This window comes from Nitrospirota bacterium (genome assembly GCA_023229435.1).
In the GTDB taxonomy this organism is placed as follows: domain Bacteria; phylum Nitrospirota; class UBA9217; order UBA9217; family UBA9217; genus JALNZF01.
This window is the reverse complement of sequence record JALNZF010000025.1, coordinates 12,771-34,097: the sequence shown is the minus strand read 5'-3', so window position 1 is coordinate 34,097 and position 21,327 is coordinate 12,771. Positions and strand designations below refer to the sequence as shown.

The window sequence follows — 21,327 nt, the reverse complement described above, 5'->3', positions numbered from 1 at the left end:
TGCTTTTTATGGGATGATGAAACCTTACTATCTTAAGGCAGTACATCACTACTTTGTGATATAATATTGCGCACAAGAGTTAACCTGCATCTATTTCTACAGGTAATAACGATAGTATGAAAGAGATACGTCTTCCCATACCCGTCAAGCTGTTCATCGGGATGCTTTCACCTGAGCCCGCGCTGTTCGACGCATGTGCCGACATCGTGCGAAAGGAATATGGCCCTGTCGATTACCAGAGTGAGATCGTTCCGTGGACTAATTCGGATTTTTACCAGGATGAGATGGGGGCCGGGATTTTACGGAAGTTTATTTTCTTTGAGCACGTGATGGACCCCGGCGATCTGTCGGCGATAAAGATCAATACCACCAGGATCGAGAAAAACTTCGCCGTTCAGGCAGAGAACCGTGTGCGGCGCAGGATCAACCTCGACCCCGGATATGTGACCGAAGCCAAGGTCGTGCTTGCAACAACCAAAGACTACTCTCACCGCCTGTACATCGGCAAAGGCATCTATGCCGAAGTGACGCTCCGTTACGGCAATAAAGACCGGAGCTTTACCCCCTTCGATCATACCTACCTCGACTATGGTTCGGAACCCTACATAACGATGTTCAACGAGGCGCGGGAGCTTTTGCGATCCGCACTGCAACGACCGGCGCGGAAATAATTTTGCAAAGAGTGGTGAAGGGCAATCAGGAATGCGGAGCAACAGCATGCGTTGGATTGATAGATTTATTTCATCGCCGCTTTGATCGCGTACTTGACATCCGGATCGATCGAAGTGAACCTGACCCCGTAAAGAAAAACACCAGGCTCGTCCTCCACCTGAATGACCCTTATGATCTCACCATATCCGCTGACGTGTGCGCCATTGGGAAGGTAGAACGAAAAGAAAATTCCGTCGTCTCTTGAAAGCGGTTCCTCTGTTTTGATGAGCATTCCGCTCACGCTGATGTTTTCGGTCCAAAAGGGAAGCGGCCTGTCCTTGAACTTGCCCTCGATGGCAACAGCGAGCGCGGCCCGGTAGATACTTCTCGGCGCTACATTGAGCAGTTTCCGCACATTGCCGTGCAGGAGGTCCGGATCAACCGGGATCGTTATGATCGCGTTGGCGCCGCATTGTTTGCAAAGTTCCCGGTTGACCAGGTTGCCCTTGCAGATCATGATAAGCGAGACATCCCGCAGGTCTTTATCGTTCCTGATGATCCTGAAGAGATCCACGTTCTTGATGCCGCTCATGTCGAGATGCGTGATGATGAGATTGGCCTTTTCCTCCCGGTGAAGACTCAGCAGCTCATCATTAGTGGCCGCCGTATATACCCTGATGCCCGCAATGTTGAGATAGTCGTTTCTCTTCAAGAGGAGTTTTTTCAGGTCATCCGCGATCAGTATCTTTTTCATAGTCGGTTCCGCTCTTTCACGGTAAGGGATTGTGGTGGTTGACTACCTGTCCTGCCCGATTTCCATCAGAGGAGCCTTCTGCAATATTTCAGCTATTACGGTGAACGGAATAACAATATCCGGGAGCCGGGTGTTCATGCTGAGATCGCTGAGCCGTTGATATTTCCGGACCGTTTACCTGGTCTTTTTCACAAAGATCTCTTTCGTAATGTCTTTGTCCACGGCGATCATGGTCTCGCCAAGCTGGATCACATAAGACGGCCGTTTCTGATGAAGCTTGACGATACTGCCCGGAACTACCCCCATCGCGGAAAGCCGGTCAAGTCGGGAATGAGAGCCCGGCGTGATGAATACTATCTTTGCCTGTTCTCCCGGCACGAGATCGGCAAGCGGCGCGACAAGGGGTTTCATCTCCTGCCGGAACATGGCGCAGCATTCGCCTCTTGGAATGGGTTTGCCGTCCGGCGAATTCGGCGGATGGCCGAGCAGGGTGCAGACGCTGTCCGTCACCTCGGGGGAAAGAATGTGCTCGAACTTGCACGCCTCTGCCTCGGCGCCGTCCAGGGCAAAAAGATCGTAGAACATCCGCAGCGAAAGACGGTGTCTCCGGACCAGCTCCCGCGCCCTTTTTTCACCCTTGGCAAGCAGCTCCACGGACTGGCCTTTTATCTCGAGCCATCCGTTCCCGGCAAGATCTTTAAGGATATCCTCACATCCCTGGATGGTGCAATTCTGAACGATCTCGTCCATGGACAGGACCCCATCTTCCCGCAGGGTCCAGATGATCTCGAAAAGTTCATCCTCTTTCTCGATCTCCGGCAGTACGCACAGCGCGGGATGGCCTGCTTTGCCTTCAACGGAGTCAATTCGCTTGTGTTCTGACATGGCGCCTCCTTTGTTTCACGATGGACGATGGACGATCGTTCGCTTCGCTCACTATGACGATGGACGATTTAGTCTTTTTCGTCCCTCGTCCCTCGTCCGTCATCCCTCACAACGCGACTTTAAAAAACCTGAGCACCCAATTCATCACCCCTCCCACACCAAAGGCGAAAGGGAATATGAATGCCGCCATATACAACGCGGTCTTCATTCCCCGCTCCTTCACCATCATGAAAAAGTTCGCTATGCAGGGCACGAACAGCGTCATCACCGTAAGACTCACCACGATCTGTATCGGGTCGAGCAGGCCCTCTTTGGCAAGCATGAAGAGGCCGGCTGCGCCGTAGTCACGACGCAGAAAACCGATCACGAACGCTTCAGCCGCCCTGCTTGGCAGTCCAAGGAACGTGACCACGATCGGATCCGTCAGTTTTTGGATATACGCCAGTGCCCCTATCTTGTGCCCGATAAAGAGGATGAACGTGCCCAGAATAAAGAGCGGCACCGCCTCTTTCAAATACCATTGCACGCGGGCGGCGGTCTTGACCAGGATGTTCGCGAGCTGCGGCACACGGATCGGCGGCAACTCGAGAACGAAGTCAGACGGCTCGCCGGGGATGACCTTCGCCGCAAGATACCCCACCAGAAGAATGACACCGACAAGTGTGCCGAGCCAGATAAACGTCGCAAGGGCCGAAAGCCCGGCAACCATCCCCAGGATAACGCCGAGCTGGGCTGAACAGGGCACACCGAGCGCCAGGAGGAGCGTTACCAGTATTCTTTCTTTTTTAGTCTCAAGGATGCGCGTCGTCAGAGTTGCCATGGTATCACACCCCAGCCCGAGGATCATCGGGAGCACCGCTTTACCATTCAGCCCCATGATCTTGAAAACCTTATTCACCATGACCGCAAGCCTCGGCAAGTAACCTGAATCTTCCAGCAATCCAAAGGCAATAAAGAAGAAACCCACGATCGGCAGAACAATGGCAATAGCATAGGTGAGCGCCATGGTCACCAGGCCGTACTCTCCGATGATCATTTCCTGAAGAAACGGGACAGGCAGGATAACATGAACGATCTTTATCGCCCAGGGGTTCAGGTATTCGCCAAAGACCATCTTCTCCAGAAAGTTGACCGCCGTACCGGCGCCCAAAACACCGACGAACTGATAGACCACATAAAGCACCGCAAGCAGGATCGGCAGCCCATAGACCGGATGCATGGACCACTTGCCGATAAGGAATGCGATCGTTGAACTTTTGCCGGCCTCGTGGAGGCTCAACACCTGCGCCAGGATCTCATCGGCCTTTTTCATCCGTCGCTGGTTGATCAGATAACCGAGAGAGTTGTTGAATCGTGCCTGCACCCCCTGCCGGATCTTTTCGATCTCTGCGATCACGTGGTCCTGAAGGTTCGCATGGAGCCATCCCTTGAGACTTTCGTCGCCCGCAAGGACCATGAGCGCGAGCGCCCGACGCGAGATATTCGCTTCCGGCAACAACGCGGCAATGTCCCTGATCCCGCCTTCGATCACCTCATCGAACCGAACCTCGATACCGGACGGCCGGGGATGCTGAATGCCTTTCAACAGCCTGTCGATGCCGCTCCTCCGGATGGCGACGGTTTTTACCACTTCAATGCCGAGGATCTTTGAGAGCGTCTCCTGATTGATGACGATACCGCGGCTTCTGGCCTCATCGTCCATGTTGAGATCAAGAATAAAGGGTACGCCCATTTCCGCCAGCTGAAGTGTGATTAAAAGACCCCTCCGCAGGTTTTTGGTATCGGCAACCTGCACGATCACGTCGGCCCGGTCAGACAACAGCATGTCGCGGGTCACCTTCTCGTCCTCGGACATGGGAACCAGGCTGTTCACGCCGGGGGTGTCTATCACCAGGGTCTTTGTTTTATTCAGGACCGCATTTCCGTAAGTGACCTCCACTGTGGTGCCCGGGTAGTTGGACACGGTGACATAGGTCCCTGTCAGGAGACCGAAAAGCGCGCTCTTGCCGACATTGGGATTGCCGATCAGGAGGACCTTATGTAAAGGAGAGTCGCGATAACGATTTTCATCATTTGAATCATGGTCGTGCACTATATGAACATCCTCACTTTCAGCGCTATTTTATCATTCCTGACTACTGACTGCTTTTTTTCTTGCCCTGGCAGACCTCGCACAAGCCATAGAGCTCCAGTTTATGGTTCTGTACCTTGAAGCGATTCTTCCTTGCCACGTCCTGCTGGAGCGCCTCTATGCGCTCGTTCTCGAACTCGATGATGGCGCCGCATTGTGTGCAGATAAGATGATCGTGGTGGGCGTCGGGGCTCGCGTGCTCATAACGGGTAAATCCGTCATCGAACCTGCGCTCCTGGGCAAGACCCGCTTCGGCCAGGAGCTTGAGCGTCCGGTATACCGTGGCAAAGCCGATTCCGGGATGCGATTTCCTGACCCGGGCATACAGTTCCTCGGCGCTCAGGTGCCTGCCGGCTTTGACAAAGACATCAAGAATCTTGTCCCGCTGGCTGGTTGACTTTAACCCCTGATCGACGAGGTATTCACTCAAATGTTCTGTCGGCTTTTTCCGCATAATACGATATTGATAACCATTTTCAATATTCACCTTTATATCATGGGGCGAAGACGCTGTCAACAGGTTTTCGAACAACCGACATACGTGACGTCCTGTTTCCATTTTCTTTTGTGCATTGGAGAATTCAACTTTCAAAGACATTCAATTTGTGGTAAACTATGATACAAATTTCAGCAACAGAACCGCGGGTTGCGGCAGATTATAAAAAGGGAGGTAGTAATGGGAATGAAACGGACGTTCTTTTCGGCAATACTGGTGTTCCTGGTCCTCTCCCCGATAGGGTGCGGCAGTGATCACAGCAGTTCTCCCCAGATATACAGTTCATTTATCCTCAGCAATCCTGCGTACGATGGTGATATCGCAGTCAATACTGAGGGAACTTCCACGATAACACAGGGCAACACGCAAAGTGTGTTTTCCGGGATAGATCCGGCAACAAATGTGGAATATCGTGCGTTCCTGGACTTCCCCTTGACCGGCGGGGTCCCGGGGAACGCCACCATTGATTCGGCGACGCTCGACATTGTTATCAGCAACATCGTGCTTCTATCGCCGGGCAACACGATCCCGATTCGTATCGAACTTGTTTCCTTTCAGCCACCAACGTTGGTAGGAACGGATTTTGACCGAACTCTCCAGCCGGCGATAGCATTCACGACAATCGTGCCCGCCATTTCCTCAGCCGACATCGGATACCATGTATCCGTGGATGTCACTTCACTGATGACCGAGGCACAGCGTTTGGGGCTGGCTGACTTCCAGATTCGAATATTGGAAGATCTCGGATTTGTATCCCCCGGGCTTATTGAGATCACCGACACAACGGGCCCGAACCGAGAAGATCTTGCACCCATGCTGATGGTCTCCTATTTCTGATAGCGAGTTGAACCTGACCCGTAAGTTTCATACTTGATCGTTACCAATACTCAGCGCATCCTGCAGCAGGCGGTCTTCCTATCATCCCCGGGTAACCCTGCCCGGCGCGCCAAAATAAAGGCCGTCCGGTTACAAACCGGACGGCCATGTCATCGCCAATTCCCCGAGCTCCTTAGAATGTTAATTCTTTATCCCGCTCCTGATTCCACTTGACCCAGGCGTCCGTATCAGCCTGGGGATCAATAACCTGGGGCTTCGACGCAACGCCCTGCGGCGAGATGCTGATCTGCTGCATGGCCTTGACAATGACGGTCCACTCCTCCATCGACACCTCGTGCATGGGCGGCGGTACCGCATGGGGTCCGGCAACGGGGTGCGGCGCGGTCACCTTGTCGGTCGGCTGTGCCGCGTCCCTCGGCGGATTGGCCACAAAAACCTCTCCGTCGTACACCTTGACCTTCGCGCTCTTGTCCTCAAACACGTTGACCTGGTACACGGTGCCACGCACGCCGGCAACGGCATTCGAGGTCTTGACCACGACCGACGAGTCAGGAGTACCCAGTTTTTTCACCGTGGCCCAGAGTTTTCCCACGGCGAGATCGACCTCGACGTTCTTGCTCTCGGTCTTTTTATTGAAGGCCAGATCGTTCATCTTGAGCCTGGATTTTTCCGCAAGCCTCATCACCGTTCCGTCGGGAAACCGCATCTCGATGCGAGACTTTTTTGCGACCCGTACCTCCTGGTCTTCCTTGATGCGGTCTCCTTTTTTGATACCACGTCCCTTGGTCGCCTCTCTGGAGTACACGCGCGCCGTGCCCTGGATAACGGTGACCACGGCATCGCTTCCGCCTGACTCGGCGGCGTGTACGGGTGTTGAAACGCACACGAATGCCAGAAGCAAAACGATCGACAGTGTTAGAGATTGCTTCAGCATGGTATCATCCTTCCTGCCGCGGCCTCGCGACCTACCTGCTGAGTTTAACGATATCGCCGGGCTTGAAACCGGTGCCCGACGTGGGGACCGCGATGGAGAGATCGGCCTGGTCTCCGATGTCGTTCTGCTGCACCAGGGCCTGTCCTATCTTGCTCTCGGTGGTCCCCAGTTTCTGCTTGGTGACGGGATCGATGATCTCCTTGCCCGGCCTGAACACATCAAGCTTCTCTCCAACGTTGAGTCCGGATTTCTCACCGGCGTTGATGTAAAGGTTTGATCCGTCAACCTGCGCAACCCGTCCGTTCCACTTGCGCTTGCCGAGTTGTTTCATCATGTTGACCATGGCCTTATTGAGGGCGTCACGAAGAGCGCCGTCGCGGAGGTCGGTGTCATACGCGGCCTTGGTCCCCATGCCGAGGACCGATCCCGCTGACTTCTCATAGATCCCCGCGCCTGAATCAGCCAAAAGCTGGACCCCGGTCGTGGTATCAACGATCCGATAATCAACGGTGACCCGGGCGATCTGTTTTTTCCCTTTACTCACCACATAATCGTAACCCTCTTCCGTCTCGGAATAGGCGGAGATCGATCCGGTCACGATCGCGTTCAGGCCCATGATCTCACCCATCTTTGCCACAGTCTCGGGATTGAAGGCGCCGGAAGCCCCCTGCCGCTGCTGCGCGAGAATGGACTCCAGGTCCTGCTGGGGGATAACGATGAACCGTTCGGTCTTCTGCAGGATCGTTCCGAGGATCTCGGCCGCTGCCTCGCCGATACCAAGTACTCTCGATGGGGTTTTGTTCTGGAAATTGACCACACCGACCCTCAGCTTCGGCCCCTTGTAGTCCCCCACATCGCTGCTTGTCTTCAACTGTTTGGAAGTATCGGTCAGGGTTGTGTCGTCCTTGACGGCCCCGGACATGGATGGCGAACATCCTGCAGCGAAAGCGATTATCAACAGCAACACACCTGAACTCATCATTATTGAAAACTTTTTCATTATGTACCCTCCTTGGCATTCTTGAGATATGTTTTTCGTTCTATTTATTCTTCGGCTCCGCCGCCATCAGGTCCATGAATCCCTTTGCCTCGGTATAGCCCGCCGGGATCTCGAACATTGCGGCGGCCGGGGTCTTCACTATGATGTTCCTGACAGCCGTCGTGACCTTGTAGTCCTTGTTCTCCACTTCGCTCCTGATGGTCATGCCGTTGAGGTCTTTTGCGTTCCAGATAAACCCTTCCTCGTCCTTTCCGTCCTTATAGATGATCTTCACCTTGTATTTGTCCGTAGGATGCTTATCGATCACCTCGCTGCCCACCAGGGTCTTTTCGACCCTTGGTTTTTCTTCAGTCGCTTCATTCTCCGTATGGACCAGGTATTTTTGAGCATCAGGATACAGCGTGTAACTCACCTTTTTGTCGCCCCTGGTGATCAGAATCATTTTACTGAGCACCGAAGCTGAGTCACCCTTGTTCATCTTCGACAGATCCATGTCCATCCGCATACGGTTGAATGCGACCGCAATCGGTATCTCCATGGAAAACGGCTCGTTCCGGTTTTTGTCGAATGATACGGAATAGAGGACTGCCGAAAAATCCCTCTTCCCCTCCCAGTCCATGTACCCGAAGGACGGTGGTTCGGGCATCTTGATCTCAGGCATCACGATCTTCGGCGATGGCATAGTGGCAACAGCCCCCGGACCCGGACCCCAGTGGAGGTTATCAGTGACCCGTCTTGCCAACTCTGTTGATTCGTGGTCCAGGTGCTTGCCGATAGCCTGACTCAGCAGCTTTGTGCCGAGACCGATGGCAAATGACTCCCCGAGGTTCTTTCTTCCCGTCGTCATGGTCTCGACGGTCACCCAGGGGACGTCCTTGTCCCTGGCATCGACGGCACGTGCGGCTATGGCCGCCGCTGCTCCATATTGACTATGCATGACCAACTCGCTTCTCACGCCGAGGCCCCGCTCCCATACGGTCTGTCCGGTCATCGTATTCACGAGCTTGAACTTCCCACGGACCTTCCTGACATTTATTGCGCCCAATGTCGTTTCATTGAAATCCATAAGCGTTCCATACAGCACACCCTCAACCCCCAACTCTTGCCCGAGTTTTTCCGCCGTCGTCAGGCTAAGCTGCCCTCCCAGGGTGATCCCCATCCGGTCTCGCAGGATCTGGTCTGTTTCTTTCAGGTCTTTCACGACATAGGACCGTTGTTCCAATGCCTGGGCCATTTTTTTTCTCATCACATCAGGCCCGTCCACATCATTGGTGTCGTTCTTCATCGTCAGGACAGCCACCCGTTTGATCGGGTTGCCGTAGTCACGGGGCAGATTCGAAGATGGAGGATGACAACCTGCCATGACGGTAACCAGTGTTATGGCGGCAAGAGAACATACCTGTTTTTTAAGCATTCAGCGCTTCCTCTAATTGCGTTCTATGATTTATACCATGCGAACATGCGGCTGACAACGACAACGATATTTGCATAAATGCCGATGCCTGTCAAGTTACAAATCCCCGCGTGCGGGGACAGGAACGTCGCATCAATAAACGATGATGACCCTGCAGTTCTGGAGAAAATCGCCCTTTCCTCCAAGCTGATGCAGCATCCCGGCGTCCGCCTGGGCCACGACAATATCGGTCCTGGCAGAACCGGATGCGCGCAAACCCTTAATGACCGCCGGGTTGTCCGTGACCCGGAAATTGTTCGCCGCGGCATTCACGTCCCTGGCATAGCCTGCGACACCCTGTTCCACGGCATTGGTCCTGGTGACCACCTGTCCCACGTATATCTCCTGCCCCTCTGAATCGATGATCCTGGGCAGAAGCGCGGGCCTGAGACCGAGTCCCCTGCCATCGATCACCAGGCCGGTTGCCACACCGCCTTTGAAATCGACCGAAGGCCCTTCCGGTGATGGCGCGACCGGTCCCGGCGGCTCCGGTTTCTTCTCCGGTGTCACGGCTGTCGGCGGGAGCGGCGGCTGAACAGGCTCCGGTTTCATCTCAGGCACTGAGGGCGAGGGGACAGGAGGCAGGGAAGGTTCAGCGGGTTTCGAAGGTTGCTGCGATGGTTTTATATCCGAGGGTTTTTGAGGTATCAGCATCGGCTTCAATGGGATCTGACCTCCGGCAGGTCTCCCGAAGTTTTCCGGAACGATGGTGTCCATCAATGAGCCTTTCAGCGGCATGGCAACCAGCATCTCGACAGAGCCGTCGGACAGATACTGCTTTTTGACGACCCGGGCGCCCTTGACGATCCCTTCAACCCGCGTCCTGATAACGTCGCTTTGGACCATGAAGTTCCCCACCACCGTCTCAGAATCCACACGAACTCCCTTCACCACTTCAAGAAGGTTCCGAATCGCTACAACAAAAGCCGCGCGTTCGGCCATGGCGCGGGCCTGCGCTGCGTTCGCGGGCTGAGCCGGCGGCACTCCTATTCCGGTGGCAGAGACCTCGCCTGCAGTCCAATTGATCTTGCCTGAGTTAACAGCCTCAACAGCGTCTCCAGGACCATTGGTCTGCGCTGAGACCGGACCATACCCTGTTATGACGGATAGGAATAATACGATGACGAGATGCCTTTGCATGCTTTCACCTCTGGGTATTTTGGGATCAATACACCTGCCAGGATGTATCTGACTCCTGAGTGCCTATTTTACCACAAAATCCATGACCGTCTCTTTACCGGCCTCAACCTGCGCGCTCCCCGAGGATTCCTTCTCCCCGGTCATGACCGAGACTTTATACTGACCCGGAGCCAGCCCTTCTATTTTATAGGTCCCATCCCGGTCGATCGAGACGCCGTAGCTGGCGGATCCCTCTTTATAGAATACATCGCCTTCCTGCAGAGGTTGGCCGCCCGCATCAGTGACCTTGCCTTTGATCACACCGCCTGGCTGCAGCGTAAAGTTCAGCGTGTATACCTGTCCCTGCTCAACCTGAAGTTCCCGGGACGATTTTGCAAAACCCGGGCCTTTCAGTTCCACGCGGTATTTGCCCGGGTTCGACAACGACGCCGCATATTTTCCCTCAACAAAATGAGAGGACTCCCCTCTCCCGTCCTTCCACAGGACCACCGAGCCTTTCTTTACCGGTTGATCCGTTTTGTCGATCACCCGGCCGGTCACGAGCGCGGAATGCTGGCGCTCATCAAGCCGCCTGCCGAGCCGCTTCTGTTTCGGGAAGGGCAGTTCGTCGACCATAACCGTACTGTCCTCTTCTTTGAAGATGGTGTAGAACGTGGCCTTGTCCACGTCCAGGTAGCCCCCCTTGTAGGCCCCGGGCATTTGCATGTCATCGAGACGAAGAATTATGTGGAATGGGTCGACGAAATTATGGGAATGCTCGGCATCGGAGAATACCCATCCCGTGTCGTGATAATATATTTCCAGATAGGCATGGTACCCGCCGTCATTTACCTTGACGCCCCAGTACTCCTTGGAAAATCCCCACTCGTAGCCCGGGGGCAGGTATCCGTGCGCAACCCGTGCCGGGATCCCGGCGGCCCGCAGCAGGGCAACCGCGAGGTTGGAATAGCCGACGCAATAGGCCTTTTTGTATTTGAACGCGGAAACAGCATCGCTCGGGACCGTGATGCTCGTATCAAAGGTAAGGTTGTCCGCCAACCAGGAGAGAACGGCATTCGCCGCTTCATGGGCATACCTGCTTCCCCGGGTGACCTCCGCTGACAGGCGCACGATGTCAGGATCCTGAGACTGGCGGTCCTGCTCCGGCATCAGATAGCGTGACACAGCCGCCGGCAACCGCTGCGTGGAGACCGGGAAAGGGACCCGCGTCTTCAAGGGACCCATCTTCGAGGTTATGGTCACTCGCTTGCTGAACTCGTCAAGATTGACCACTTTCTGATCAAATGACTCGTTGGAATATTCAGGAATAAAGGCGACTCCCCGAGGGTTCACGATGTCATACACGACCGTGTGCTCTCCCTCAAGCACCTTAAGCCCTGCCAAGGCGTTTTGAGCGCATACCGGAAGCAATAATGCCAGTATGAAGGTAGAGAGATACGTTTTCATCCTGAAAAATCGGCAATTCGCCCCGGATGGACACGGTGAAATCAACCAGGTGTCAAGCATTGTTAGTTTAACCTTTTTGGTGAGTTTTTATAATGCAACTTTATGTTTTCTTAACGATATGTATTTACTAAATACTTAATGGAAAGGTTCATCGTTCCATCAAAAAAGCCCGCCCCGCAAACGCGGAGCGGGCTGTATCGAACAACTTAGAATTTCAGCTGGTTCTTGAACTCACGGATGGAGAGAAGCGCATCCGCGCCTGAAACCGGGTCTCCCGGTTTAAACTCGCCGGTAGCCTTGTCGGCCTCTATGAATCCCCTCGAAGTTGCGGTCATGGCGGCGCTGAAAAAATACTGATCGTTCCTGATGTCCGGAAAGGGCGACGTGGCCCCCAGGAACCTGGTGGCCAATTTCTCGTCACCGGACACCTTGATCAGGATATCTTCGAGCATGAGGGCGAACTCGCCCTTGGTGATAAGCTTGTCCGGCTCGAACGTGTGGTTCGGTCCCGCTTCGAGACCGCGCACCTGGAGTTTGAGCACCAGATCGATACTTGGCTTGAGCCAATGGTCCGCGATATCCGTCGCGGGTTCCATTTTGATGACCTTTTCGGTATTCATTGCTATGGATGCTTCTGTCGGCGCCTTGAATTCCGTATCATAGGTCTTGACGCCGCGCTTGGTGAAGAGCTTTTCCAGGTTCATCTCCTGGTCGAAGAGTGCGGCTGTATCAGCGCGGTCGATCTTGTCGATGAGGGCTATCTTCTTGCCGATCTCGGTCCCCGGCGCGGCCCGCTGGATCTTCTGGATCAGGGACCACTCGGCATTGGCCTCCCCGGTGAACTCCTTGTTCATGTCCAGAACGATCTTGAACATTTCCTCGGCCTTGTCGAAATCCATGGCGACCTTGTAGGCCATCCCCATATAGTAATGGAGCCGTGCGCTCTCCGGGTCTTTCTTCTTTGCGGCCTTGAACTCGCTTTCAGCATCCGGGACCCAGCCAGCAGCCCGCTGCATGCTGTAAAGACGGATCATACCGATAGGGGCCTCAATGCCCTTGTCAAGGCCTTTGGCCTTTGACATGTTGTCGAGAGCGGGTTTAAATTCTCCCTTTTTGCCGAATGCCAATCCCCTGCCGATATACCCGAGCGGCGACTTGGGGTCGAGCGCGACGGCACGGTCAAAGGACTTCATGGCATCGTCACTCTGGTCCCTGTCGAGGTACTTCAGTCCGTTATTGTAATGATACTCGGGAGAGTCCATCACCGACACGGGGGGAGCTATCTTCTTGCCGCATCCGGCAATTACGAGAGCCATGGCCGCCACCAGCACTATAAGGCGTTTCATCTGTGTAGACATTACCAACCTCCGATCATTTCGCACGTTTTAGTTTGGACCAGGGCAATCACTCCGCCCCGCTCTATTCGACAATCACCACAACTGTCTGTGGATAAGATCAATCGACCAGAACAATGACCCTGCACTTCTGAAGCATGCTCAGGTTCTCTGAAGCGCTGTGCAGCATGGCTGCGTCAGCGTTGGTGATGACCATATCCACTCTCGCGTCTCCCGCAACCTTGATTGCCTTTACCATGAGGGGCTTATCCGTTACCCGGGGGTTCGTCTGTGCCTGAACAGGGTCCTTGAGATAGCCGACCATGCCCTCACGCACGGCATAATCCCGGTTTATCCAGGCGGAGCCGTAGACTTCCTTGCCGTCTTCATTCAGGATCTTCGGGGCCATGGCAGGCTTTACACCGAGTCCCCGCGCGTCCACGATCAGGCCGGTATACAACTGCCCTGGAGCAGCGGGCGCCAGCGTGCCGGTAAGACCGGTCGGGGGTGTCGGCGGCGTCTTCGGGAGAAGGGACTCGGCAAGCGCGCCCGTAAGCTTCATCCCCACGGTCACCTCCACAGAACCATCGGACATGTATTTTTTGTCCATGATCGTGGCCCCCTGGATGATACCGCTCACCTCGGTCCTGATGACATCGCTCGTAATGATGAAATTCTCGACCGTAGTAGTGGAATCAACCCGGACCCCTTTCACGGCCTCGAGCAGGTTCCGGTACGCAACCACCTGTGCCGCACGTTCTGCCATGGCCCTCGCCTGCGCCGCGTTGGCGGGTTGTGCCGGTGGAGCGCCGATACCTACCGCCGTCAGCACTCCTGTGGTCCAGTCCACCCTTCCCGAGGAGCCCACCGACTGCTCAACATCCTTGATCGTGCCCGCAAGCTGGGCTGATGCGTTTCCTGCCACAACGGTGAATAGGATTAAGACGATTATTGCGAAAACTGCTGATCTCGTTACGAACATGGTATACCTCCTTCGGTTGATTTTCTGAAATGGATAAATCCAGGGTAACTGCTCAGGTTGTCGGGTTCAAGGTTCATGGTTTAGGCTGGATAAACATACGTCAAACTATACCTAACCACAGAGTAATTGTCAAGATTACCTGCCGTTCATCATGCCGTTTACACCGCCCTTGCAAGCGTGAACGCCGTCACATGCGCCGCCCCCGCCTGCTTGAGCACCGAAGCACATTCATTCATGGTAGCGCCGGTGGTAAAAACATCATCAATGAGAACGACGTTTCTATCAGCCACCACTTCAGGCTGTCGGAGCGCAAAAGCGCCGGCCACGTTCCGTATCCGCTCCACTCCTGACAGTTCCACCTGCGGCCTGGTGGGCCTTGTCCGGCAGAGGTTGTCGCAGGAGAACGGAATATGGTGCGCTTCGCTCATCCGGTGCGCGAGCAGGAGCGCCTGGTTGAAGCCCCGCTCTTTAAGCCTGCTCACGTGGAGCGGCACCGGCATTACGAGATCGATGTCCATGACCAAACGGACATTCGCCGCCATCCATTCACCCAGCGGCGATCCCAGGGTCCTGCATGGTCTGTATTTGAACTGGTGCACGGCCTCGCGCAACGAACCCTCAAAATATCCGACCGACAATGCCTGATCGAACTGGGGCGGCTCCCGCCTGCACTCATGGCACACATGCTCGGGACTGTGGGTGAGCGTCTCGGGCGAGTCGAAGGGCCTTCCGCAGCATGGACATACCGGACCGTGTATCAGGGTGAAATCAGCCCAGCAGGCGGAACAGAAAAAAGGGATGTTGGAATCACCAACCGGATCATTGCAGAAGGAACAGGAGGTAGGAAGGATAACATCCAGAATTCGTCTGAAGAAGCGCATAGCACCTCGAAATAGTAAATAATCAAATCACAAATGCTGACCTTATATAGGATGATCTCGGATAAAATAAAAACATTTTTTCGTCATTCCCGTGCAAACGGGAATCTATGTTTGTTCAGGTCGTCGCATGGATACTGGATACCCGCCTTCGCGGGTATGACGATTTTTATCATTGAAAACTACGCGTTATTTAGCGTTCGCCTCGAGAATGAGACTTTTTCCGGTCATCTCCGTTGGGATGCTGATACCCATGAGGTCGAGCACGGTCGGCGCAACGTCGGCAAGGATTCCGGATTCCCTGACCCGAACATTTTTTTGCACGATAATAAAAGGAACAGGATCGGTCGTGTGCGCTGTGTGCGGCTGGCCGGTCGAGGCATCGAGCATGATCTCGGCATTGCCATGGTCGGCGGTGATGAACACCACCATTCCCTCTTCCCGTGCCGCGGTCAGCACGCGACCCAGGCATTCATCGATCACTTCCACCGCTTTGACCGTTGCCTCGATCACCCCGGTATGGCCGACCATGTCCGGATTAGCGTAATTAGCGAGAATAAAGCCATACTGGCGTGATGCGATATGTTCAACGAGCTTATCGGTGATCTCACGCGCGCTCATCTCCGGTTTTTTGTCATAGGTAGGAACATCGCGCGACGACGCCACCAGCACCCGCTCTTCAAGAGCAAATGGGCGCTCTTCTCCTCCATTGAAAAAAAAGGTGACATGGGCGTATTTCTCGGTCTCCGCAATGCGGAGTTGACGTATTCCGTGCGTGCTCAGCACTTCTCCAAGGATATTGACGAGCCGCACCGGCCCAAAAGCCACCGGCAGCTCAAAAGTCTCGTCGTATGTCGTCAGACAAACAAAGGAGGAAAGCTTCGGGACCTGGTCCCGCTTGAACGCCGCGAATTCCGGATCCGTGAGCGCCCGGGTGATTTCCCGGGCCCTGTCTGACCGGAAATTACAGAAGATAACCGCATCATTGTTCTGGATCGTGGCAATGCTCCTGTTCGTATTCCCGTTGAGCAGCACTGTCGGGAGCACAAACTCGTCGGTCTTATGGTGATCATAACTCTGCTGGACTGCATCGAGAGCCGAGTATTTTCTTATCCCCTCGCCCATGACCAGGACCTCATAAGCCTTTTGGATCCTTTCCCAGCGTTTATCGCGGTCCATGGCATAAAATCTTCCTGAAACCGAGGCAATCTTGCCGATGCCTATCCTGGCAAAATGTTCTTCAAGCTGAGTGATGTATTGGATGGCACTCGAGGGCGGAGTGTCCCTGCCGTCCAGGAATGCGTGGAAGAAGACATTCGTGATTCCCTGGGCCTTTACCATATCGAACATCGCGATAATATGGTCCATCCGGCTATGGACGCCGCCATCCGAAAGGAGTCCCATCAGATGAAGTTTCGCCCCGGATTGTTTGACGGTTTCCATTGTCGAAAGCAGGACCGGATTGTGAAAGAACTCACCGTCACTGATCGCCTTGCTGATCCGTGTCGAGTCCTGGTACACGGTCCTGCCGGCTCCGAGGTTCAGGTGACCCACCTCGGAATTTCCCATCTGTCCTTCGGGAAGACCAACCGCCTCTCCCGATGCCTGGAGTAATACATGCGGGTACTCGCGCATTATCCCGGTATAGACCGGGGTTTTTGCCGAGGCAATGGCATTTCCTTTTTTGCTCGTGTTGATTCCCCATCCATCGAGGACCAACAGCACTACTCGCTTGCTTGACATGAAAGCTCCCGTACCCGATAAAACTCCAAATTAAAAATTAATTCCGTAACTATTCAGCATGTCTGATGAATTCAGAAAAGTTTACAACAGAGAATCTTTTTTATCCGCAGATTGCGCAGATGGACGTCACGCCCAGGCGTGATGAAATCGGCGTAATCTGCGGATAATGTTTTTACCTGAGTAGTTACTAAATTCCAAGATCCCAGTATAGAATCCCAAGCGTTTGCTTATTGATGCTTGTGTATTGGAATATATTTGGGATTTGCCCGCACCCAGCGGTAACGAGTGCCTGCCGCGAGTGCCGGGCGATGCTTGAAATTTGGTATTTGCGGTATCAGCAGTTCTTTTCGAGATTGACCCCGAAGGTGTTCCATCTGCCGCAGTTCGGGCACCGGCCGGACCAGTCAACGGTCCTGAGATCGCAGTTTGAGCAGACGTAGGGTATGATAATCTGCTTCTTAAAGCCAAGCGCTTTTTTGAACTCCGACGCCGCTAGACCAAGGGAGCCGCGGCGCAAATAGATATTGCCGAGCAGTTTGTGAACGTCCCGAAACTCCTTGTCCCCCCAGTCCACGGCGGAGAGGATGTCGAAGGCCTCGTCGATCATCTCAAGACGATAGTAGAGTTTCCCGAGAAAGAATTTGATCATAATGTCCTGAGGCTGCCAACTCACCGCCTGGGTATAGAGCTCAATGGCCTTGCCCGGTTCACCCTGTTTCAGGTAAAGATCCTCGAGACGGTAAAGAAGCAGTACCGAGGACGTCATTTTATAGGCCTTTTCCCAGAGTTCGGCCGCGTCCTTGACCTTACCCTCGTCAAGGTATATCTCACCCAGGCCGAGGTACGCGGGGATGAAATCCTTGTCGAGCTTGATCACGCCGCGGAATATCTTTTTCCCCCGCTCAAGATCGCCCGCTTCAAGCAGCGAGCGCCCGAATTCATATTTAAAACCGACAAGCTTGCGATGCTCGACCTCCTGTTCCGAGGAGGAGAGGGGATTGGCAACCAGCTTGCGCTGCGTCTCGTATAAATTATCCCAGTAGTTCAGCTTCTGGTAAAGATCGCGCATCTTGATCAATGCCGTCAGGTTGGATGAATCCTTGGAGAGGATGTTCTGGTACATTCCAAGTGCGTCGTCGTAGCGCTTTGCTTCTTCATAGTCCGTGGCGAGCGAGAACATGACCTCCTGGTTATCTTCATCCAGACTCAGTGCCTTTTGGTGAAGCAGGATGGCCTCCTGCGGGTTCTTCTCACGGAGCTGGCTGATCCCCATGCGAAGAAGCGTGTCCACGTGGTTCGAGTCAAGAGTGAGCACCTTCTGAAAAAAGCTGATCGCCTCTGAATTCCGCTTGGCAAGCATGGAATTCAGGCCCTTGGTATAGAGGTCCTGGACCTTGAGACGTTTTTTCTGCTCACGCTGGACCCGCAGTCCTCGCAGGAACCGTTTGACATCCCGCAGCAGATAGAGGAGGAATACCATGCCGGCGCCGAAAGCCAGGGACAGGAGGAAGAAGGTGGATTTGGTGATATCGTAGGATTTGGAAGGGAGAAGGTTGACCGTAATGATCCCCTGATTTAACTCCCTCAGGAGCATAATGAAAATCACTGCTGCGATCAGAAGCAACGTGACGATAAATCTCATCCTCGGTCCTTTCTTAATCTAAAAATTCCGCACTCCGAAATCCGTACTCCGCACTCGTCTTTAATAATGATACGTCTTCCCTTTAATGATCGTGAACGCCCGGTATAACTGCTCAAGCAGCACCAGCCTCGCCATCTCATGGGTAAGTGTCCATCGAGACATGGCTATTGTCTTATTCGCGCGCCCGGTCACACTCTCATCCAGACCCAGTGCGCCGCCGATCACGAACACAATGTCCCTCACACCCGACTCGAGCGACTTGTTTAAGAACTCCGCGAACTCGTGAGAGGTGAATTCCTGCCCACGCTCATCCAATGCCACCAGAAACGCGTTCGCCGGGACTGACGTGAAGATCCTCTCCGCTTCTTTCTTCCTGATAAGCGGAGCGTCCCTGAGGTCGTGGATCTTCTCTTCTTTCAATTCCTTGATCTCGCAATCCGAATAATGTTTCAGGTATCCGGAATACTTGGCGATCCCATCCTGAATGAACCGTTCCTTGGTCTTTCCCATGCAGATGACGGTCAATTTCATTTTGAAGCGCCGGCCAGCTTCCTGGGCCCCGCGGCAGGGGCTATTCGGGGGGCCTCTCCCCAGAGCTTCTCAAGACTGTAGTAGGTCCTGGTCTGCTCTTCAAAAACATGTACCACCACATCACCATAGTCCATGAGCACCCAGTTCGCCTCCGTCGCTCCTTCCACGTGTGAAGGATGGACGCCGACCGTCGCAAGGTCCCGGCTTATCCCCTCGGCAATGGCCCCAACCTGAGTGGAATTGCTCCCCGAGCAGATCACAAAATAATCGCAGATCGAGGTAAGTTTGCTGAGATCAAGAACCAGGATTTCAAAGGCCTTTTTGCTGTCCGCAGCCTCGGCGCAAAGCTGCGCGGTTTCCGATGAATTAAGCATATAACTTATTTGTAATTATATAGGTTTCGATTGCATCAGGCAAGAGATATTTGATGCTTACACCCGCTTTCACCCTGTTGCGGATGTCAGTGGATGATATGTCGAAGAGCGGAATCATCTCCAGAAAGATGGTGAATGCGGCGGACCGGACCACTGCCTGCTGCAGGTCACCCCGGTCCAGCCCTGCCAGTTCGTGTGCGGCGCCTTTCATGAAACTGATCTTCGCAAGATCAACAAAATGATATCCCGGCCTGGAGATCACCACAAAATTGCAGAGGGTCAGAAGCTGCTCCCACTGGTGCCAGGTCTGTATCTCGAGGAACGAATCAAGACCGGTGATAAAAAAAAGTTCCGTGCCGGGGAATTCCTGCCGGAGCGCCTCGACCGTATCAACGGTGTAGGATCTCCCGCCCCGTTTGATCTCGATCTCCGAAGGTTCAAAAAACGGGTTATCCAATGTCGCGAGCCGCACCAGCTCCAGCCGTTGAAGAGCTGACGGGACCTCCCCTTCAAATTTATGAGGCGGAAGATGAGAAGGGATGAACAGTATCCGTTCCAGCTTCAGCCGGCCCCGGACCTCTTCAGCCGCGGCAAGGTGGCCGTAGTGGATGGGATTGAATGTTCCGCCGAGGATGCCGAGTCTTTGCGACAAATGACCTCCGGTTAGACCACGAGGGACGATGGCATTACACGATGGACGATAGACGACCGCTTCGCTTGGACGACGGACGTAAAAGCTTTTACGTCTCTCGTCCTTCGTCCCTCGTCCATCGTCTGTCGTCCGTCGCCCCTACTTCCTAATCTGTCCGTCTCCGTTCACGATAAACTTGGTCGAGGTGAGTTCTTCCAGGCCCATGGGGCCGCGTGCGTGGATCCGGGTGGTGGAAATGCCGATCTCAGCCCCAAGCCCGAACTCAAACCCGTCATTCAGCCGCGTGGATGCATTCACGAAAACAGCTGATGCGTCAACCTCGCGCTGGAACCGGTGAGCGTTCCGGTAGTCGTTCGTAACAATGGCTTCGGAATGCTGTGAACCGTGGACCGCGATATGCTCCATGGCCTCTTCCATGCTCGTGACGGTCTTCACATTCACAATTAGGTCGTTGTACTCCGTGTCCCAGTCCTTGTCCGTTGCGTCCTTGATGTCGTGGACGATCGCCCTGGTCTTCGCGCAGCCGCGGATCTCGACGCCGGCCTTCTTCATCCTGTTGATGATCGCGGGAAGGAATGTCTTCGCCACGTTCTGGTGAACCAGCATGGCCTCCATGGCGTTGCACGTGCCCGGCCGCTGGACCTTGGCGTTAAAACAGATCTCCTCTGCCATGGCGAGGTCGGCCTTGCTGTCCACATAGACGTGGCAGACGCCCTTGTCATGTTTTATCACCGGGATGGTGGAGTTCTCCGATACCATGCGGATGAGCCCTTCGCCGCCGCGCGGGATGATGAGATCGATAATGCCGTTCAGTTTCAGCATCGCCATGACGCAGGCGCGGTCGGGGTTCTCGATGAACGATACTGCTCCTTCAGGAATGCCCGCCTCTGCTCCTGCCCTGGAGAGTACCTCAACGATGGCCGTGTTCGAATGCACGGCCTCGGACCCCCCGCGAAGTATTACCCCGTTGCCGGACTTGAGGCAGAGCGCCGCCGTATCAGCGGTCACATTTGGCCGCGATTCGTAGATGATGCCGATAAGCCCGATCGGTACGCGCATCTTTCCTACTTCCATTCCGTTCGGTCTTCGCCGGATGCCGAGCACCTCGCCGACGGGATCGGGAAGCGCCGCCACCTCGCGAAGCCCGTCCGCCATGGCCTTGATGCGCTCCGCGTTCAGCGTCAAGCGGTCGATCATGGCCTTGGACAGGCCCTTTTGTTCCGCGGCAACTAGGTCCTTCTTGTTCTCGGCGATCAACTTCGCTGATTCTTTCTCAAGCCCTGCGGCCATCTTGAAAAGCGCGCTGTTCTTGATCTCCGTCGAGATGTTCGCAAGCACCCGGGATGCGGCCTTGGCTTTTTTTGCTTTATCGGAAATGTATTGTTTTATGTCCATGGAACCCCCATGTGATATGTTCTTTTTGATATCTTAATTGTTTATTGTAGAACCAAGACGCGTCACGAT

20 protein-coding genes are annotated in these 21,327 nt (G+C 54.3%); 2 read left to right on the top strand and 18 right to left on the bottom strand.

Translation table 11 applies throughout. From position 1 onward, the window contains the following. Positions 1-116 precede the first annotated feature (116 nt). On the top strand, positions 117-671 hold the full coding sequence (locus tag M0R70_13845) for a DUF4416 family protein (GenBank protein ID MCK9420448.1): 555 nt from the start codon (positions 117-119) through the stop codon (positions 669-671). Positions 672-736: 65 nt separating this feature from the next. Here the strand turns inward: M0R70_13845 and M0R70_13840 are convergent, their stop codons facing one another. From M0R70_13840 to M0R70_13825, 4 genes are all read right to left on the bottom strand, one after another. Then, complete coding sequence (locus tag M0R70_13840) at positions 737-1,405, bottom strand: response regulator (protein ID MCK9420447.1); 669 nt, start codon at positions 1,403-1,405, stop codon at positions 737-739. Between the two features lie 174 nt (positions 1,406-1,579). Continuing rightward, the gene (locus tag M0R70_13835; GenBank protein ID MCK9420446.1) at positions 1,580-2,290 is read right to left on the bottom strand and encodes a metal-dependent transcriptional regulator; all 711 of its coding nucleotides are present in this window, start codon (positions 2,288-2,290) and stop codon (positions 1,580-1,582) included. Positions 2,291-2,396: 106 nt separating this feature from the next. Then, positions 2,397-4,382 carry a ferrous iron transport protein B gene (gene feoB / locus M0R70_13830; GenBank protein ID MCK9420445.1) on the bottom strand — a complete coding sequence of 662 codons (1,986 nt, stop codon included), beginning with the start codon at positions 4,380-4,382 and terminating at the stop codon, positions 2,397-2,399. 43 nt (positions 4,383-4,425) lie between these two features. Next, entirely contained in the window at positions 4,426-4,875 is a 450-nt protein-coding gene (locus M0R70_13825) for a transcriptional repressor (GenBank protein ID MCK9420444.1), read from the bottom strand. Positions 4,876-5,097: 222 nt separating this feature from the next. On the opposite strand from M0R70_13825, the gene M0R70_13820 reads away from it, so the two are divergent. After that, positions 5,098-5,754, top strand: coding sequence for a hypothetical protein (locus M0R70_13820; GenBank protein ID MCK9420443.1), 657 nt, complete (start codon positions 5,098-5,100; stop codon positions 5,752-5,754). A gap of 172 nt (positions 5,755-5,926) precedes the next feature. Here the strand turns inward: M0R70_13820 and M0R70_13815 are convergent, their stop codons facing one another. The 14 genes from M0R70_13815 to M0R70_13750 form a co-directional block, all read right to left on the bottom strand. Continuing rightward, positions 5,927-6,688, bottom strand: coding sequence for a FecR family protein (locus M0R70_13815; protein MCK9420442.1), 762 nt, complete (start codon positions 6,686-6,688; stop codon positions 5,927-5,929). A 31-nt stretch (positions 6,689-6,719) separates the two neighbouring features. Further along, complete coding sequence (locus M0R70_13810) at positions 6,720-7,688, bottom strand: CsgG/HfaB family protein (GenBank protein MCK9420441.1); 969 nt, start codon at positions 7,686-7,688, stop codon at positions 6,720-6,722. 40 nt (positions 7,689-7,728) lie between these two features. Further along, positions 7,729-9,102, bottom strand: coding sequence for a DUF799 family lipoprotein (locus M0R70_13805; protein ID MCK9420440.1), 1,374 nt, complete (start codon positions 9,100-9,102; stop codon positions 7,729-7,731). A 132-nt stretch (positions 9,103-9,234) separates the two neighbouring features. Beyond that, a complete protein-coding gene (locus M0R70_13800; GenBank protein MCK9420439.1) occupies positions 9,235-10,281 on the bottom strand; it encodes a hypothetical protein in 1,047 nt (348 codons plus the stop codon). Positions 10,282-10,344: 63 nt separating this feature from the next. Further along, positions 10,345-11,727, bottom strand: a complete 1,383-nt coding sequence (locus M0R70_13795; GenBank protein MCK9420438.1) for a transglutaminase domain-containing protein — start codon at positions 11,725-11,727, stop codon at positions 10,345-10,347. 206 nt (positions 11,728-11,933) lie between these two features. Further along, positions 11,934-13,085 (bottom strand): S-layer homology domain-containing protein, encoded by a 1,152-nt coding sequence (locus tag M0R70_13790; GenBank protein ID MCK9420437.1) that lies wholly within the window; start codon positions 13,083-13,085, stop codon positions 11,934-11,936. 97 nt (positions 13,086-13,182) lie between these two features. Then, entirely contained in the window at positions 13,183-14,043 is an 861-nt protein-coding gene (locus M0R70_13785) for an LPP20 family lipoprotein (GenBank protein MCK9420436.1), read from the bottom strand. A gap of 158 nt (positions 14,044-14,201) precedes the next feature. Continuing rightward, positions 14,202-14,924: a ComF family protein gene (locus tag M0R70_13780; protein MCK9420435.1), complete on the bottom strand. Its 723-nt coding sequence runs from the start codon at positions 14,922-14,924 to the stop codon at positions 14,202-14,204. A 186-nt stretch (positions 14,925-15,110) separates the two neighbouring features. Next, entirely contained in the window at positions 15,111-16,664 is a 1,554-nt protein-coding gene (gene gpmI / locus M0R70_13775) for a 2,3-bisphosphoglycerate-independent phosphoglycerate mutase (GenBank protein MCK9420434.1), read from the bottom strand. Between the two features lie 334 nt (positions 16,665-16,998). Continuing rightward, complete coding sequence (locus M0R70_13770) at positions 16,999-18,306, bottom strand: tetratricopeptide repeat protein (protein ID MCK9420433.1); 1,308 nt, start codon at positions 18,304-18,306, stop codon at positions 16,999-17,001. Between the two features lie 60 nt (positions 18,307-18,366). Then, complete coding sequence (locus M0R70_13765; protein ID MCK9420432.1) at positions 18,367-18,837, bottom strand: 23S rRNA (pseudouridine(1915)-N(3))-methyltransferase RlmH; 471 nt, start codon at positions 18,835-18,837, stop codon at positions 18,367-18,369. Continuing rightward, on the bottom strand, positions 18,834-19,211 hold the full coding sequence (gene rsfS, locus M0R70_13760) for a ribosome silencing factor (protein MCK9420431.1): 378 nt from the start codon (positions 19,209-19,211) through the stop codon (positions 18,834-18,836). The genes M0R70_13765 and rsfS overlap by 4 nt, the downstream gene beginning before the upstream one ends. Then, a complete protein-coding gene (nadD, locus tag M0R70_13755; GenBank protein MCK9420430.1) occupies positions 19,204-19,863 on the bottom strand; it encodes a nicotinate-nucleotide adenylyltransferase in 660 nt (219 codons plus the stop codon). The genes rsfS and nadD overlap by 8 nt, the downstream gene beginning before the upstream one ends. Positions 19,864-20,001: 138 nt before the next feature. Next, positions 20,002-21,258 (bottom strand): glutamate-5-semialdehyde dehydrogenase, encoded by a 1,257-nt coding sequence (locus tag M0R70_13750; protein ID MCK9420429.1) that lies wholly within the window; start codon positions 21,256-21,258, stop codon positions 20,002-20,004. Positions 21,259-21,327 lie beyond the last annotated feature (69 nt).